The organism is Marinobacter sp. (genome assembly GCF_033722735.1).
GTDB lineage: Bacteria > Pseudomonadota > Gammaproteobacteria > Pseudomonadales > Oleiphilaceae > Marinobacter.
This window is the reverse complement of the sequence record NZ_JAWVYN010000027.1, coordinates 1-16,868: the sequence shown is the minus strand read 5'-3', so window position 1 is coordinate 16,868 and position 16,868 is coordinate 1. Positions and strand designations below refer to the sequence as shown.

The window sequence follows — 16,868 nt, the reverse complement described above, 5'->3', positions numbered from 1 at the left end:
AACCGGGGCGCAGATCCGGTGCGGGAAACTCACAATACGGCGTCAGTGGATCGAACGGGGACCGGCCAGGCCAGCGAAATCCCGCGATTCATGAAGTGCCCGGGCGAATCACGGTGACAAGGTCGGGAATCTCACTCGCTCAGGAGCGCGAGCGCAAGCTGGGGAAGGGATCGGGACAGGCCGGAACCTGCCCCGGGAGCGCACTCGGCCTATTCCTGCTCGGCCACCAGGTCGGCGTAAGCGTCCGCATCCAGCAGACTGTCCAGCTCACCCGCATCCGCCAGCTTGACCTTGAACATCCAGCCCTCGCCGTAGGGATCCTCGTTCACCTTTTCCGGCTCGTCCTCCAGGGCCTCGTTGATCTCAAGCACCTCGCCGGTCACCGGGCTGAACACGTCGGACGCGGACTTGACGGATTCGGCCACACCCGCCTCTTCGCCGCCATTGACCGTGACCCCCACATCGGGCAGGCCGATGTAGACCACATCCCCCAATTGCTCCTGGGCAAAGTCGGTGATGCCGACCGTGGCGGTGCCGTCATCCTCAACCCGAACCCACTGGTGCGTTTCGATGTATTTCACGTTGGCTGGAATTTCACTCATTTTGGAATCCTTGGCGTATTTTTTTCGCGCAGTTTACCCGAAGACACCATCGCCCTCTACGTCCGCGCCATCCCCAGGAAGCTCAAGATCGCGGGCACCACCACCTCGAAATTCTGGAAGCGGTGATCGCCGCCAGCCTGTATCCAGCATGGCGAATGGGGATGTCGGCGCAGCGCCTCCCGGTAATCCAGGGTTTCATCACCGGTTTGCAGGAGCAGGAACAGGTTCTCCGGCCGCTTTATCGGGCCTGGTTCCAACGCCTTCAATGCCTCCATATGGTCCGTGGTGAGAGTATAGCGCTCTCCGGTGTAGGGGTTGTGTTGGGGGCCCAGATAATCGTGGAGCAGCTCGTAAGGATAGATGGCGGGGTTGATCAGCGCCGCCCGCAGCCCAAACTGCTGACTCAGGGCTGTCGCATAGTAGCCGCCCAGGGAACTACCGATCAGCCCCAGCGGACGCCCGGCCACCGAGGTCAAGGTGTCGCAGGCCCGTTGATAGGCCCGGCGGGGATCAAACCCGAGCTCCGGCACCAACAGGTCGATGTCCGGGTTGAGGTCCGGCAGCCAGGCTTTCAGTTCATTGGCTTTCTGGGACCGGGGGGAGCTATTGAAGCCGTGGAGATAGACAATCGCCGGTCGCACGGTCAGTACCCGCTGCTGTTGATATCCAGATCGAACCGGAAATCGCCGGCCCGTCCCACCCAGGTCTGGCAGTCCCCGGAAGGAGCCAGTTCCAGCCAGCGGTAGCCCGGCGGCAGCGCCTCCACGGCGAAGTCATCGGAACCGGCCGTGAACTGAATGCAGGTGGAAGGGGACGCCAGCAGGCGGACATTGCCGCGGGCCTGATCCAGCTCCTGATGGATGTGCCCCCAGAGCACCACCTTGACCTGCGGGTGGCGATCGATCACCCGCCAGAAGGCGTCCCGGTTCTTCAGCCCGATACGGTCCATCCACCGGGACCCGATATCCACCGGATGATGATGGAGCGCCACCAGCGTCGGCAGTTCCGGCTGCGCAGTCAGGGCCTCGTCCAGAAAGGTCAATTCGCGGTTACTGAGCTCACCATGCACCTGATGGGGCACGGACGAGTCCAACAGGATAAAATGCCAGCCGCCCTGAACCAGTTGCTTACGGCCCGACTCCACGCCGGCCATGCGTTCCAGGGTGGCGGCGTCGTCGTGATTGCCGGACAGCCAGAGAACGGGGCAATTGAAAATGGCCAGTTTTTCTGCAAACAGGCGGTAGGCATCTTCGGAACAATCCTGTGCCAGGTCGCCAGTAGCCAGGATCAAATCGGGCAGGATCCCATCGCGCTGTATTTGATCGAGCACCGCATCAAAGCTGTCCCGGGTATTGACGCCCAGCAGCTCCCCGGTCGGATCAGCCATCAGATGGGGATCGGTCAGTTGCAGTACCCGTAATGCGGGGGGAGGGTCTCGTCGAGTCATGGCACCTGGTTATTCCGTTTATCGCACCGCTCCGTTGCAGTACGACCGTCCAAAGGATTGTGGGTTTCCTGGCGAGCGGCGCTGCCGGGGTTCAATGGCACAGCCCTTCTGGCAATCTATCAGACCGGCCACCAGATTCCGCCATTCGCTTCACATTCTTGTGCCGCCGACCATGCATGGGTCAAGGTGTTTCAACCAACACCGTCATCCACTGGCCAGACCGCCAGCTCGAAGGGGGTGTGCCCGAACTTTAGACAGTAATCCAGCCAATCCGCCAGGAAGCTGTTGATTTGTACCTTCTCATCTGGATGGTGCATAAACCGGTTCGGGTAATCATTGACCGGGGCAATGCGGCGATCGCGGTAGCAGCTGATCACCTCGGCCATGCCTGCATCGTGGTAGATACGAACCGTCAGCTCCGGATTGTTCAGCCACTTGCCGCCATTATGGATCTGTTCGAGGAGCAAGGTCTCGGTGAAGCGGGCCGTCTGCAACACCCGCATGCGTACCCGGCCCAGGTAGAGGTCACCACGGTGCAGCTCGAACTCGGACACCGGCTGCCCGCCCGCCTCCAGCTGTCTCAAACGCTCGAGCCGACGATAATTGCCCTCGCACAAGGCCCCCAGCCTGCGCAGATCCGGCACATAACGGCGCGGCTTCTTGACCCATTCAGTCATACTGGCTCCAGGCGTCACACAGGCGCTGATGATTGAGCTGCAGCCACTGCAGGGCAATGATGGCTGCGGCGTTGTTGATACGACCGTCATCCACCATGGCGACGGCTTCGTTGAGGGCTACCACGTGCACCCGGATGTCCTCGTGCTCCGCCTCGATACCGTGGATGCCTCCGGCATGTTCCGAGGAGACCTGGCCACAATAGAGGTGAATCAGTTCGGTGCTGCCACCGGGTGATACCAGGTAGTCGCAGATTTTCTCCAGCCGCCGGAACGACAGCCCCGCCTCCTCCTCACCCTCCCGGTGCGCCACCTGCTCCGGCGTCTCGCCTTCCTCGTTCATACCGGCCACCAACTCCAGCAGCCAGGGCGACTGGGCACGTCCCAAGACGCCAGCACGGAACTGCTCCAGCAAAACCACCTCTTCACGGACGGGGTCGTAGGGCAACACGCAGGTCGCATCACCACGGATGAACAGCTCGCGGGTGAACTGGGGCATCTCGCCGCCGGCGAAACGGGGGTGGGTCAGCCAGAGCTTGTCCATGCGGAAAAAGCCCTGGAACACGGTTTCCCGCTTCGAGACGTGGACATCGTCCTGCCCAAACTGGCGTGGCTTGACTTCTGTTGGTTGCGCCATGGAGGGTTGGCTACTCCTGATTCCGGAACAATCAAAAAACAACGATAGCCGGAGCCCTGATGGCATTGCAAGCGTCAACGGAGGGACCCGGGGCGCCGGCTGGCGCACCCGGGCATTGCTTACGGCGATCAGATCTTGTCGTAGAGCTTGCTGCCTGAGGCCTTGAATTGCTGGGACTTTTCCTGCATCCCCGCATCCACCGCCTCGGCGGCATCCAGGCCTTTTTCCTTGGCGTAATCCCGCACTTCCTGGGAGATCTGCATGGAGCAGAACTTGGGACCGCACATGGAGCAGAAGTGCGCCACCTTGGCGGACTCCTTCGGCAGGGTCTCATCATGGAACGCCCGAGCCGTGTCCGGATCCAGGCCCAGGTTGAACTGGTCTTCCCAGCGGAACTCGAAGCGGGCCTTGGACAGGGCGTCGTCACGCACCTGGGCTCCCGGATGCCCCTTGGCCAGGTCGGCGGCGTGGGCGGCGATCTTATAGGTGATGATGCCGGTCTTGACGTCGTCCTTGTTGGGCAGCCCCAGGTGCTCCTTAGGCGTGACGTAGCACAGCATGGCGCAGCCGTACCAGCCGATCATCGCGGCACCGATACCGGAGGTGATGTGGTCGTAGCCCGGCGCGATGTCGGTGATCAGCGGCCCCAGGGTATAGAACGGCGCCTCGTCACAGCACTCCAACTGCTTGTCCATGTTCTCCTTGACCAGGTGCATGGGCACGTGACCGGGGCCCTCGATCATCACCTGGACGTCGTGCTTCCAGGCAATCTTGGTCAGTTCCCCGAGAGTCTCCAGCTCGCCGAACTGGGCGGCATCGTTGGCATCGGCAATGGAGCCCGGGCGCAGGCCGTCACCGAGACTGAAAGACACGTCGTAGGCCTTCATGATCTCGCAGATTTCCTCGAAATGGGTGTAGAGGAAGCTCTCGGTGTGATGGGCCAGGCACCACTTGGCCATGATCGAGCCACCCCGGGAGACAATCCCGGTGACCCGCTTGGCGGTCAGCGGCACATGGTGCAGCCGTACCCCGGCGTGGATGGTGAAATAGTCCACCCCCTGCTCGGCCTGCTCGATCAGGGTGTCGCGGAAGACCTCCCAGGTCAGGTCCTCGGCCACGCCGCCCACCTTTTCCAGGGCCTGGTAGATGGGGACGGTCCCGATGGGCACCGGGGAATTGCGGATGATCCAGTCCCGGGTTTCGTGGATGTTCTTGCCGGTGGACAGGTCCATGATGGTATCGGCGCCCCAGCGAATGCCCCAGGTGAGTTTTTCCACCTCTTCCTCAATGGAGGACGTGACCGCCGAGTTGCCGATGTTGCCATTGATCTTCACCAGGAAGTTGCGACCGATGATCATCGGCTCGGACTCCGGGTGGTTGATGTTGGCGGGAATAATGGCCCGGCCGCGGGCCACCTCGTCACGGACAAACTCCGGCGTAATCTCGTCCGGCAGGGACGCTCCCAGCGGCTGGCCCGGATGCTGCTGTTTCAACAGCCCCTTGTCGCGGGCCTCCTGCAGCTTCTGGTTCTCCCGGATGGCGATGTACTCCATCTCCGGGGTCACAATGCCCTGACGGGCGTAGTGCATCTGGGTGACGTTTTTTCCGGCCTTGGCCTTGAGCGGCTTCCGCTCATCCATGAAGCGCAGGGGATCGAGCTGCGGGTCTTTCATGCGACGGCGGGTGAATTCGGAGCTGTAGCCGTCCAGTTGTTCGACGTCTCCCCGCTCCTCGATCCACTTCGCCCGCAGCGGAGCCAGGCCCGTGCGGACATCGATGTTGGCCTCCGGGTCGGTGTAGGGGCCGGAGGTGTCATACACCACCACGGGCGGGTTCTTCTCGCCCCCCATTTCGGTGGGGGTGTCGCTCACGGAAATTTCCCGCATCGGCACCCGGATGTCCGGTCGGCTGCCTTCAACATAGATCTTGCGGGATTGGGGAAGGGGCTCAACCGCGGCACGGTCGACCTGGGCCGATTCACTCAGGTGCGGAGGTATCGTCGTCATCTTAGCGTCCCTAAATTTGCTGGATTGGTCGGGTCGCGTATGACGGGAACACGTAGCTTTCTGGTCAGCCCAGGGCACGTTCCGGTGTGTTGCCTCGAATTCCTACGCCGGTATTATCCGGGTCAGGTCAGCGGGTTCAGCCATGCCATCTCAGCCGGCCCGTTACGGTTGAGCCAGCACCCCGTCAAGACGCGATATGTCAGTCATTGGCCTCGTAAATAGATGCCAGATGCAAGTGTAGAGATCAACTCAAATATTGTCCATAATGGCTCGCGCTTACCGATTAAGGATATAAGCGGCCAATGACTGTGGCCGGGGCAATGGTGCTGGACAGCGCGCAGCGCATGCGCAGGATTCCGGCCCCAGGGCTTTTCACTCTTAAGGAGATGACATGAAGAAACGACTGCTTTCCGGACTGGTCGGCCTGCTGGTGACCCAGCCGGCCCTGTCGATCGATCTGATTGAGACGTACGAAAAGGCCCTGTCCTACGATTCCGGGATCGCAGCCGCCCGCGCCAGTTACGAGGCCCAGCAGGCCAACGTGGATGTCAGCCAGAGCTCGTTGCTGCCGCAGATTTTCGCCTTCGGCGATGCCGATTACTCAGACCTGGATGGGCCGAACGTCGATAACGGAGAACGTACCCTGTCCTACGGCGTGCAGCTCACCCAGCCTCTTTTTCGGGCGGACAGCTGGTACCGTTACGACACCAGCAAGTACCAGAGTGAATCGGCGCGGGCCCAGTACAACCTGGCCCAGCAGCAACTGATCCTGGACGTTGCCGTTGCCTATTTCAACGTCTTGCGCGCCTCCGACAACCTGACCACCGCCCGTGCCACCGAAGCCGCCATCCAGCGTCAATACGAACAGGCCCAGGAACGGTTCGACGTGGGCCTGATCGCCATCACCGAAGTCTACGAGGCCCGTGCCAGCTACGACTCCAGCAAGAGCCTCCGCATCGCCGCCGAAAGCGACCTGGACATCGCCCGGGAGCAGCTGGCCCGGCTCACCGGCGAATTCACCGAGCAGGTGGACAACCTGGCCCAAGCGTTCCCCCTGGCCCGCCCGGAGCCGCTGGACCCGAGCGCCTGGGAGAACACCGCACTGGACCAGAACTGGCGCATCCGGTCCGCCCAGTACGACCTGGACGCCAGCGAGTCCACCCTGAAAACCGCCAAGTCCGGCCACTACCCCACCCTGGACCTAAACGCCTCCTACGGCGAGTCCGACGTGGATGGCACCCGCACAGGCCTGCGCGATGGCTCCACCACCCAGGGTTCGCTGAGCCTGACCCTGAACGTTCCCCTTTACACCGGTGGCGGCACCCAGGCCAGTGTCCGCCAGCAGCGCTCGCTGGTGGACGTGGCCCAACAGACCCTGGAAACGGTGCGCCGGGATGTGCGGGTGAACACCCGCAGCCTGTATCGCAGCGTCAATACCAACATTGAGTCCGCCGCTGCCCTGGAACAGACCATTGTCTCCCGCCGCAGTGCCCTGGACGCCACCCGGGCGGGTTACGATGTCGGTACCCGGAATATCGTCGAAGTACTGGATGCCGAGCGCAATTACTACGTGGCCCTGCAGGACTACGCCAACGCCCGCTACGACTACGTGGTCAACACACTGCAGCTGAAACAGGCCGCCGGCACCCTGAGCCCGCAGGATCTGATGGACCTGAACCAGTGGCTCAGCGCCTCGGCCCCCGGGATCGAAGCGCTCGCCAACGACGACGAGACCATCGATCCCCGCGGCGGTAATTAATCGATCTCTAAACCGCTGGGGACAGGTTAAAACCTGTCCCCGCACTGCCCACTCGGTGTCTCGGCTCCCTCAAACACGGCCCATGATGCCGTCCACCACCCGCGCCAACGCGCCCCGGTTAGCCTCAACCACCGCCAGCGCGTTGTTTCCGGCACGGTCCGCCAGCGCCGGGTCGCCAATCAGGGAATTCAGCCGCGCCGCCAGTTGCTGACAGTCCTCGGTGATGAACACGCCCTCCCCATCGGCCAATTGGCCGTAGATGGTCTCGAAGTTGAATACGTGGGGACCGGAGAGCACCGGCATCCCCCAGGCCGCGGGCTCCAGAGGGTTATGACCGCCCCGTTCGATCAGTGAGCCACCGACAAAGGCAATATCCGACGCGCCGAACAGCATCAGCAACTCCCCCATGGTGTCGCCCAGATACACCTGCATCGCCGCCGGCGACTCGCCCTTTGACCGCCGTGCCAGGGACAGCCCCTGCGCCGTGACCAGGGCGGCCACATCGTCGAAACGCTCTGGGTGACGAGGCACAATCACCAGCAGACTCTCCGGGTGGTGGGCCAGCACCTGGCGGTGAGCATCCAGTAACTGACGATCCTCCCCCTCATGGGTACTGGCCGCAATCCACACCGGCCGGTTGTCGCCGAACGCCGCCCTCACCTGACGGGCGGCCGCACGCAACTCCGGGGTGATGTCCACGTCGAACTTGATGCTGCCGGTGACCGAAACCGTCTCCGGCTGAGCACCGATACGCAGGAACCGGCTGGCATCCTCGCGGGCCTGGGCCGCGATCCAGCCAATGCTGGCCAGCAACGGCCGCACCAGTGAACCGACCCGCTCGTAGCCCCGGGCGGAACGCTCCGACAGGCGGGCGTTGATCAGGAAAATGGGAACCTGGCGCCGCCGGGTGGCGGCGATCATGTTGGGCCAAAGTTCGGTTTCCATGATCACCAGCGCCCGGGGCCGTACCCGTTCAACAAAGCGCCGAACCGAGCCGGGGGTATCGTAGGGGGAATACGCGTAGCGGACCTGGTCGCCAAACATCACCCGCGCCCGCTCCAGTCCGGTGACAGTCATGGCGGTCATCAGGATGGAGGACCCCGGATTGCGGCTCAGCAGCGCCTTGACCAGAGGCGCCGCGGCGATGGTTTCACCGACCGAGACGGCATGTACCCAAATCACCGGCTCTTCAGAGCGGGAAACATAGCCCAGACGCTGCTGCCAATTGCGCCATACTTCCGGATTCTCCCGTCCACTCCACCACAGCCGCAGCAGCACGAAGGGCAAGGCGAAACGAAAGAACAGTGAGTACAGAAAATGCAGCATCATGGCTCCAGTTCAGTAGGTGCGGCGGCCATTCTACCGAAACCATTACGGTTTCGCTTGAAGATCCGGTGAAGTCGCCTCTGATGATCAACTTTCTGGAATTGTTCATGAAAATACCGCGACGACAGACTTTAGCGGGGGCTTACGGGACTGCTAAACTTCTGGCCAGTTTGGTGATGGACAGATCATTGTGAGCAAGCGCAGGAAAAAGACACGCGACACCCGCTACTCCCGCTACTGGCAACCCCGGTGGTGGCCAACATGGCTGCTGATTGGATTGATGTGGCTGCTGGCCCGGCTCCCGCTACGCCTGCAGTGGGCATTGGGCAAACTGCTGGGCGAACTGGCCTACCGGCTGATTCCACGCCGCCGTCACATTGCCGAAATCAATATCCGGCTCTGCTTCCCCGAACTGTCCCCCAGGGAGCAACAGGCGCTGGTGCGCAAATCCTTCCACTCCAACGGCATTGGCATCATGGAAATCGGCCTGGCCTGGTTCCGCAACCCGGAGCGGTTTCGCAGCATCACCCGGGTCCACGGCCTCGACCACCTGCAGGCGGCGCTCGACCGGGGCAACGGCGTGCTGCTGCTGGGCGGGCATTACAGCACCCTGGACCTGGGCGGTAGCCTGGTGTCTCTCTACATTGACGCCGACGTGATGCAGCGGGACCACAACAACCCGTTGTTGAACGCCGTGATGACCCGAGCCCGGGAACGGCGATATGGCGTCGCCCTGGACAGCAAGGACCTGCGCGGCCTGCTCAAGCGCCTGAAACAGAACCGCACCGTCTGGTACGCCACCGACCAGGACTATGGCCGCAAGGGCATTGTCTTCGCGCCCTTCTTCGACGTGCCGGCCGGCACCATTACCGCGACCTCGCGGATTGCCGAACGCAGTGGTTGCGCGGTGATTCCGTTCAGCCATTTCCGACAGCCGGGGCGCCCCGGTTACGACATCCACTTTCTCCCGCCGCTGGCCAACTTCCCCTCGGGCGACGACCTGGCGGACGCCACCCTGGTGAACCACACCATCGAGCAGGAAATCCGCCGTCACCCGGATCAGTACCTCTGGATGCACCGGCGCTTCAAGACCCGCCCATCCGCCACGGACCCGGATCTTTACAAGGACTCTGCCTGATGGCCGCATCCGGCAACCTACAGGGACCGGCACCGGTGGTATGGCTGCTGACCGACCACAAACCCGGCCATGAGAATCAGTTGCGGGGCCTGGGCAGTCGCCTGCAGGTTCTCTGTGGTGCCAGTCTTCACTGGCTCGACGCCCGCCATTACCCGGTTTCGCTGTGGCGCGCCCTGATGGGCCTTCCGCCCGTACTGGACCGTTCCTTGCCGGCACCCAACCTGATCCTGGCTGCAGGTTCCAGTACCCATCGCCTGCTGCTGTCGCTGAGGCGCCTGAAACGCTGCCGCACGGTGGTGCTGATGAAACCCTCGTTTCCGCTGGGCTGGGTGGATGCGGCCATTATTCCCCAACACGACGACGTTTCGCCCGGCGCCCGCATACTGCTGAGCGATGGTGTGCTCAATGCCATCACGCCGCTGGCCCGGCTCGCTGACAAACCCGAGGCCCTGGTGCTCATTGGCGGACCGTCCCGGCACTTCGAATGGAATGACAATGCGGTTTTTGATCAGGTGCTGCAGCTGATGCAGCAGCATCCCGATTGGCGCTGGACCCTCAGCGGGTCCCGGCGCACCCCCACCGAACTGAGCGAGCGACTGCGCAGCCTGGCCGGCCCCAAGGTGACCGTGGTCGACCATCGCCGCACCGGCCCTCGCTGGCTGGCGGAACGGCTGTCCCAGTCCCGGGCGGTCTGGGTCACTCCCGACAGCAACTCCATGGTGTATGAGGCGGTGACCTCCGGCGTCCCCACCGGCCTGTTCGAGCTGGCACCGGTGCCCCACAGCCGCATTGCCCGCGGTATCGCCAACCTGGTGGAAAGCGGCCGGGCTGCGCTATGGCGCGACCAGTCGGGTGTCATGAATCAGGCAAGTTTGTTGTCGCCGCAGCTGTGGGAAGCCGATCGCGCCGCCGCCTGGCTGATCGAGACCGTGCTGAAGGACGTTGCCGCATGAGGGTATTGCAGGTGTTACCCGCACTGGAGAGCGGGGGGGTTGAACGGGGCACCGTCGAGTTTGCGGCAGAACTGGTCAAGCGAGACCATGAGTCCTTTGTGCTGTCCGCCGGGGGGCCGATGACCGCACTGCTGGACCGCCAGGGTAGCCATCACATCAGCCTGCCGGTGCATCGGAAATCCCCAGCCTCATTTCGGCTGATCGGTCCGGTAAGACAGCTGCTGCGGGACCTGCAGCCAGACGTGGTTCATGTCCGCTCCCGCATGCCGGCCTGGATCACCCGTCTGGCCTGGAATGGGCTACCACCGCAGGAGCGGCCGGCACTGGTATCCACCTTTCATGGCATGTATTCGGTGAACCCCTACAGTGCCATCATGGCCAAGGCCGAGCATGTGATTGCGGTGTCCAACTGCGTCCGGGACTACGTGCTGCAGCACTACCGGGTCCCCCCGGAGCGACTGTCCGTCATCCAGCGCGGTGTGGACACCGCCAGTTTTCGCAACCATGCCCCCAGCGCCGAATGGTCGGCCGCCCTGTATCGCGACTACCCGGAACTGGCGGGTAAACGGTTGGTTTTGATGCCCGGGCGCATTTCCCGCTGGAAGGGGCAACTGCTGTTCCTCGATGCGATGGCGGAGATGACACGCCGGCACCGGGACCTTCACGGCGTGATCGTGGGGGGCGTGGAACCGGGCAAACACCGCTTCCTGCGGGAGCTGGAGGTACATCGCAGCGAACTGGGGCTGGATGACAAGGTGACCTTCCTGGGGCAGCGCAGCGACATGGCGGACCTGTACAGCCAGGCCACCCTGGTCTGCCATATGTCCACCAAACCGGAGCCCTTTGGCCGTACCGTGACCGAGGCGCTGGCCGCCGGCACGCCGGTGGTGGCCTTCGACCGTGGCGGCGCGGCCGAAACCCTGCGCGCCTGCTTTCCCGAGGGACTGGTCACCCCCGATCACATCGGGGAATTTACCGACAAGGCCATGGCCCTCGCCCAGCGGCCCCATCACCACATCGAACTGCCCGAGCGCTTTCGCCTGGAGGCCCAGACCGAGGCCACCCTGGCAGTCTACCGCCGGGTACTCGAATCCCATCGCTTAGGTGCCGACCGATGAAGGCGCTCACCGTCGCCATGGTGCTCGCCACCCCGGCCACGACCTGGGGCGGCATGGAACAATACACCCGGACGCTGGCACTGGCACTGGCCCACCGCGGCCATGCCTTGCACATCCTGGCGCACCCGGATTACGCCGACCGCTTCCCGGCTCCGCTCATTTTCCACCCGCTGCCGGTGGGCTTGGGGCGACGCAACCCCTGGCTCCGCCACCGGCTGCGTCAGAGCCTGCGACAGATCCGCCCGGACCTGTGCCATGCCCAGGGCAACAAGGCCGCTGCCTTGCTCTCGGTCACCACCCCAGCGGGGACCGTCAGCGTCGGCACCGTTCATGGCCTCAAGTCCTCCCACACCAGCTTCCGTCGCCTCCACGGCGTCATTGCGGTAAGCCAGCAGGTGTTCGAAGGGCTGAACCACCCACACAAAGAACTGATCCATAACGGCCTCGAACCGGCAGCGCCGCACTGGGACCAGGCCCCAGCCACCTTGCCAAAGGCCCTGACACGCCCGTTGGTGCTGGCTGCCGGCCGGCTGGAACCGGTGAAAGGTTTTGACCGGCTGATCCAGGCCTGGGCGGCGCTGCCCCCCCCCGGGCACCTGATCATTGCCGGCGAGGGCAGCCAGCGGGCCCATCTGCAAAACCTCATTGACGGCCTCGAGGCGACGCATCGGGTCACCCTGGCGGGTTACTGCGAGGATTTACAGGCCTGGCTAGCCCAGGCCGATGTGGTTGTGGTCAGCTCCGAGCGGGAAGGGTTCGGTTACCTGGTCATCGAGGCCCTGCAGGCCGGCTGCCCGGTGCTTTCCCCCCCGGTGGGTTGTGCGCCCGAACTACTGCCACCGGACTGTCTGGCAGCGGATGCCAGTGTGGCGGCCCTGCAGGCACTGCTCATCACCCACCTCAGTTCGCTCGATGGGCTCCGGGACCGGCAGGCCGACGCCATGCGGCGAGCCAGCACCGAGTTTACCGCCACGGCCATGACCGAACGGACCGAAGCCTGGTACCGGGCGCTGGTCCAGCGGGAGGCCCTCGGTTGATCGACCTGAGCCAGTCCAGACCCTTCGCCTCCGGCGCCAATCGCCTGTGCTTCCGGCACCCGGATCAACCGGGCCGGTGCCTGAAAGTGCTCAAACCCGACAGCCTGGAGCAGCGTTACCGGCGGCAATCCCCGGCCAAGCGGCTGCTGGGCAAGCGGCGGCTGGATGACAACCGCCAGGAGCACCTGGGTTATGGTCAACCGGCCATCGCCCGGCGACTGGGCGGCCCGCAGGAGGCGGCGCTCTGGCAGCATCTGCCCAGGCTCTACGACGATGAGATCACCACCCTGGGCCGGGCCAACGTCAGCGACCTGATCACCGACCGCAGCGGTCATCCCAGCCCCACCCTGGAACACTACCTGCGCCGACCGCTGACCCCGGAGCTGGAACGGGCCATTGACCGGTTCTGCCGGTGGTTACAGGACTACGGCATCCTGACCCGTAACCTGCTGCCCCATAACCTGGTGGTATCCAACCGCAGCGGCCAGCCCGAGCTGTACCTGATCGACGGCCTGGGCGCGCCTTCCCTCCAGCGGCTGCTGGCTCATCAGCCGTCCCTGCGACGCCGGGCCATCGGTCGCAAGATCCAAAGGTTCCACCGCAGAATCCGGTGGGAACTGGGTGGCCGCCGCGAGCGCTGGGAGGCGGTGCAGAACCGTTGATGGAGATACTGCCGAGCCGCCGGCATGCTGCGGCCAGCCGGCCCTTGCCGACCATGGGCGTTAGTGATAGCTTGCCGCACAATTTTAACGAGTGATCCGGGACCCCTGACAACGTGGCTCTGTCTAAAGCAACTTTCCTGATATTCGCCCTCAAACTGGCCGGCAAATTACCTCTGCGGGCCGCCCAGGCCATCGGCCGGTTTCTGGGAACCCTGGGTTGGTGGCTGAGAACCGAATCCCGTCGCGTCACCGAAGTCAATCTGGGCATTGGCTTCCCGGAACTGCCCCCGGAGGAACGCAAGGCCCTGGCCCGCCAAAGCCTCAGCCATACCGGGCAGACCGCCCTGGAAATCCCACTGATGTGGGAATGGCCGGTGGACAAATGCCTGGGGCTGATCCGGGAAGTGGAAGGCGACTCCCTGGTGACCGATGCCCTGGAAAGCGGCAAGGGACTGATCTTGCTGGCTCCCCACCTGGGCAACTGGGAACTGGCCGGGCTGTATTTCTCCTCCCGCTTCAAGATGGCAGCCCTGTACAGCCCCCCTCACATCCGGGCATTCGAGGACTACATGATCCGTGTTCGTGGACGGCTGGGATCGGAGCTGGTGCGCGGTGACCGCCGCGGCCTGGCCCGGCTGGCCACCCTCCTGCGGGAAGGCGGCGTGGCCGGCATCCTGCCGGACCAGTCCCCCCGCGGCAAGGGCAACGCCTACGCGCCCTTCTTCGGCATGGAAGTGCGCACCATGACACTGGTTTCCAAGCTGATGCAACGCACCGGCGCCCAGGCCCTGATTACCTACGCCGAACGCCTGCCCGCAGGCCGTGGCTTCCGCATCGTGGTCCGTCCGGTGGAGCCCGGCCTGGCGGACAGCGATCCGGTGGTGGCCACCACGGCGCTGAACCGTTCCATCGAGCAGTGTGTGCGGGCGTTACCGGCCCAGTACCAGTGGGAGTACAAGCGCTGGCGTCATCGCCCCACCGGCGAGGTCAACCCCTATTACCCCGACCGTCTGTGCAAGTAGCTTCGGTTTAAGAAAACCTTAATAGTCGCAGGATACAGTTTGGCCATCGCAACCAGATGGCCAAGCCGATGCAAGTACTGTTTATCAAGCCCAGCCCGGATGCCTCCGAACTGCATCTGATCCTCAGTCTTCACCGGATGGGGGTACCCATGCGAGTACTGGCCTCCCCCCACTGCCTGGCCCGCCCCGCGCTGGAGCAACATGGTCTGTATATTGAGGCGCGGCGCGGACGGGGCAAGTTTCAGCCGGCCCTGATCGGCCAGATCCGCCGGTTGGTCCGCGAGCTTGGGGTCACCGTGATCCATGCAACCGACTCGTCCTCCCTGGCCAACGCCATCTGGGCCAGTTACTTTACCCAGGTCCAGGTCATCGGCTACCGCGGTACCAATTCCCGGATACGCCGGTTCGACCCCACTTATTGGCTGGGCCTGCTCAACCCCCGGGTAGCACGGATCATCTGTGTCAGCCGGTCAATCCACGAATACCTGAGCCGCTTCCTGCCGCGTCACAAGCTGGTCTTGAACCCCAAGGGTTACAGCCCCGAGTGGCTGGGAACCGACGAGGAGCTGCCGGCCGGGTTTCCGACACTGCCCGACGACCGCTTTACCGTGATGCACATCGGCAACTCCAGGGGGCGTCCCCACAAGGGCGTGAGGTTCCTGATTGACGCGTTTCACCAGGCCCAGCTTGAATCGGCCCACCTGGTAATCGTCGGCGACTACGACAGCGACCTTCCACAACGGGTGCAAGCAGGCCCGGCCGCAGACCGCATCTTCCTCGCGGGCCCCCAGCCACGGGCCGCCCGCTGGCTGCGCCGGGCCAATGTCTATGTCCAGCCCTCCACCCTGGAAGGCCTGCCCCGCTCGGTGAAGGAGGCCATGGCCCAGGGGGTGGCCACGGTGATCACCGATATTCCGGGACCCACGGAACTGATCGAGCACGGCCGCAGCGGCCTGGTGGTCCCGCCCGCCGATGCCTCTGCACTGGCCCGGGCCCTGGAGCGCCTGCAGGCCTCCGCCGAACTGCGCGAGCAACTGGGCCAGGGCGCCCGGCAGCGCCTGCACAACGACTTCGCCCCCGAACGCTTCGTGCAGAATACACTGGACCTCTATCGGGAACTGGAGCGGAACCGGCGCCCGGCCTTTACTCCGCTCCGCCCAGGCAACCAGACGGCCCGATGAGGTGCCAATCCTGACGCCAAAACCTGTATACTGACGCCAAATTGGACGGCCGCCGGATGCTCGGATGCCGTCAATGGATGGAGTAGTCGGAATCCCTATGTTTAAGCGTCAGTCCCCCAATCCGCCCGAGAATATCGGCGTCGTCATCACCACCTACAATTCGCCGGTATGGCTCGAGAAGGTATTGATCGGCTACGAGCAGCAGACCTATCGTGATTTCCGGGTGATTATTGCCGATGATGGCTCCGGCAGCGAGACCGCCGAGCTCATTCGCAAGTACCAGGACCGGGGCCGGCTGACCATCGACCACGTCTGGCATGAGGATCAGGGGTTCCGGAAATGCCAGATCCTCAATAAGGCGATCCGGGAGACCGACTGCGACTACCTGATTTTCACCGACGGTGACTGCATTCCCGAGCCGAACTTTGTGGGCACCCACGCCCAACTCGCCCGCCCCGGCTACTTCCTGTCCGGCGGCTACATCAAGCTGACCATGCCGGTGTCGGAGCTGATCACCGAGCAGCACATCCGCGATGGTGATATTTTCTCCATCGACTGGCTGGTGGCCCAGGGCCAGCCCAAGTCCCACAAGCTGACCAAACTGACCCGTTCGGCCTTCCGGCAGAAGCTGATGAACACGATCACCCCCGCCGCCGCCAGCTGGAACGGCATGAACAGCTCCACCTGGACCAAAGACCTGATTGCCGTCAACGGCTTTAACGAAGACATGCAGTACGGCGGGCTGGACCGGGAGCTGGGTGAGCGCCTGTGGAACTATGGCCACAAGTCCAAGCAGATCCGCTACACCACCGTGTGCCTGCACCTGGACCATCCCCGGGGCTACTCCAAGCCGGAGATCTGGGCGAAGAACCGGGCCATTCGCAAGGCCGTGAAGAAACACCGCAGCTACTGGGCGGAGAACGGCATCGTCAAGCAGCGGAGCTGATACCGGCACCCGCAGAATTGGACTCTCTCACGTCAGGAACTTCCCATGAGAACCCTGGTGGTTATCCACAGCCTCAAAATGGGCGGCATGGAACGCGTGGCCGTCAATCTGGCAGACGCCTTCGCGGAGCAGGGCCACGACAGTCACCTGCTGTCCTGCCGCAACCATCCCAACGACCTGAAGCCATCACATCCCTCGGTCCACCTGCATCACCAGGACCAACTGCGGGCCCTGCTGAAATCGGTGATCGGCATTCCGGTGTTCCTGCTGTCCCGGCTGTTGCTGGGCGTGATCCTGCCGAAGTCCCATTTTATGTGGGTGGGCTGGCTCAACGGCTGGTTGCTGAAACGGCGGATCCAG

At 63.6% G+C, this 16,868-nt stretch carries 17 protein-coding genes and 1 riboswitch; of the genes, 10 read left to right on the top strand and 7 right to left on the bottom strand.

Annotated features, from left to right (window positions below):
• Positions 1-209: 209 nt before the first annotated feature.
• The 6 genes from gcvH to thiC all read right to left on the bottom strand — a co-directional run bounded on the left by gcvH (position 210) and on the right by thiC (position 5,366).
• Positions 210-602, bottom strand: coding sequence for a glycine cleavage system protein GcvH (gene gcvH / locus R3175_RS15910; protein ID WP_318945312.1), 393 nt, complete (start codon positions 600-602; stop codon positions 210-212).
• A gap of 56 nt (positions 603-658) precedes the next feature.
• Complete coding sequence (locus R3175_RS15905) at positions 659-1,243, bottom strand: YqiA/YcfP family alpha/beta fold hydrolase (RefSeq protein WP_318945311.1); 585 nt, start codon at positions 1,241-1,243, stop codon at positions 659-661.
• 2 nt (positions 1,244-1,245) lie between these two features.
• The gene (gene cpdA / locus R3175_RS15900) at positions 1,246-2,049 is read right to left on the bottom strand and encodes a 3',5'-cyclic-AMP phosphodiesterase (protein ID WP_318945310.1); all 804 of its coding nucleotides are present in this window, start codon (positions 2,047-2,049) and stop codon (positions 1,246-1,248) included.
• Positions 2,050-2,240: 191 nt separating this feature from the next.
• Complete coding sequence (locus R3175_RS15895) at positions 2,241-2,726, bottom strand: DUF1249 domain-containing protein (protein ID WP_318945309.1); 486 nt, start codon at positions 2,724-2,726, stop codon at positions 2,241-2,243.
• Positions 2,719-3,360 (bottom strand): NUDIX domain-containing protein, encoded by a 642-nt coding sequence (locus R3175_RS15890; RefSeq protein ID WP_318945308.1) that lies wholly within the window; start codon positions 3,358-3,360, stop codon positions 2,719-2,721. The genes R3175_RS15895 and R3175_RS15890 overlap by 8 nt, the downstream gene beginning before the upstream one ends.
• Before the next feature lie 128 nt (positions 3,361-3,488).
• A complete protein-coding gene (thiC, locus tag R3175_RS15885) occupies positions 3,489-5,366 on the bottom strand; it encodes a phosphomethylpyrimidine synthase ThiC (protein ID WP_318945307.1) in 1,878 nt (625 codons plus the stop codon).
• 81 nt (positions 5,367-5,447) lie between these two features.
• A riboswitch (TPP riboswitch) is annotated at positions 5,448-5,560 on the bottom strand.
• Between the two features lie 197 nt (positions 5,561-5,757).
• Between thiC and R3175_RS15880 the strand changes: the two genes are divergently transcribed.
• Positions 5,758-7,125: a TolC family outer membrane protein gene (locus R3175_RS15880; protein WP_318945306.1), complete on the top strand. Its 1,368-nt coding sequence runs from the start codon at positions 5,758-5,760 to the stop codon at positions 7,123-7,125.
• Positions 7,126-7,194: 69 nt separating this feature from the next.
• On the opposite strand, the gene waaA is transcribed toward R3175_RS15880, so the two are convergent.
• Positions 7,195-8,451 (bottom strand): lipid IV(A) 3-deoxy-D-manno-octulosonic acid transferase, encoded by a 1,257-nt coding sequence (waaA, locus tag R3175_RS15875; protein ID WP_318945337.1) that lies wholly within the window; start codon positions 8,449-8,451, stop codon positions 7,195-7,197.
• Between the two features lie 190 nt (positions 8,452-8,641).
• On the opposite strand from waaA, the gene lpxL reads away from it, so the two are divergent.
• The 9 genes from lpxL to R3175_RS15830 form a co-directional block, all read left to right on the top strand.
• Positions 8,642-9,589 carry an LpxL/LpxP family Kdo(2)-lipid IV(A) lauroyl/palmitoleoyl acyltransferase gene (lpxL, locus tag R3175_RS15870; RefSeq protein WP_318945305.1) on the top strand — a complete coding sequence of 316 codons (948 nt, stop codon included), beginning with the start codon at positions 8,642-8,644 and terminating at the stop codon, positions 9,587-9,589.
• Positions 9,589-10,542, top strand: a complete 954-nt coding sequence (locus R3175_RS15865) for a mitochondrial fission ELM1 family protein (protein ID WP_318945304.1) — start codon at positions 9,589-9,591, stop codon at positions 10,540-10,542. The genes lpxL and R3175_RS15865 overlap by 1 nt, the downstream gene beginning before the upstream one ends.
• Entirely contained in the window at positions 10,539-11,660 is a 1,122-nt protein-coding gene (locus tag R3175_RS15860) for a glycosyltransferase family 4 protein (protein ID WP_318945303.1), read from the top strand. The genes R3175_RS15865 and R3175_RS15860 overlap by 4 nt, the downstream gene beginning before the upstream one ends.
• Positions 11,657-12,697 carry a glycosyltransferase gene (locus tag R3175_RS15855; RefSeq protein ID WP_318945302.1) on the top strand — a complete coding sequence of 347 codons (1,041 nt, stop codon included), beginning with the start codon at positions 11,657-11,659 and terminating at the stop codon, positions 12,695-12,697. Before R3175_RS15860 ends, R3175_RS15855 begins: the two co-directional genes overlap by 4 nt.
• A complete protein-coding gene (locus tag R3175_RS15850) occupies positions 12,694-13,359 on the top strand; it encodes a YrbL family protein (protein WP_318945301.1) in 666 nt (221 codons plus the stop codon). The genes R3175_RS15855 and R3175_RS15850 overlap by 4 nt, the downstream gene beginning before the upstream one ends.
• A 119-nt stretch (positions 13,360-13,478) precedes the next feature.
• Positions 13,479-14,381 carry a lysophospholipid acyltransferase family protein gene (locus tag R3175_RS15845; RefSeq protein ID WP_318945336.1) on the top strand — a complete coding sequence of 301 codons (903 nt, stop codon included), beginning with the start codon at positions 13,479-13,481 and terminating at the stop codon, positions 14,379-14,381.
• A gap of 68 nt (positions 14,382-14,449) precedes the next feature.
• Positions 14,450-15,562, top strand: coding sequence for a glycosyltransferase family 4 protein (locus R3175_RS15840; protein WP_318945300.1), 1,113 nt, complete (start codon positions 14,450-14,452; stop codon positions 15,560-15,562).
• Positions 15,563-15,659: 97 nt separating this feature from the next.
• Positions 15,660-16,508 carry a glycosyltransferase family 2 protein gene (locus R3175_RS15835; protein ID WP_318945299.1) on the top strand — a complete coding sequence of 283 codons (849 nt, stop codon included), beginning with the start codon at positions 15,660-15,662 and terminating at the stop codon, positions 16,506-16,508.
• 45 nt (positions 16,509-16,553) lie between these two features.
• Positions 16,554-16,868: glycosyltransferase (locus tag R3175_RS15830; protein ID WP_413231786.1), on the top strand; the 315-nt coding region annotated here is incomplete at its 3' end.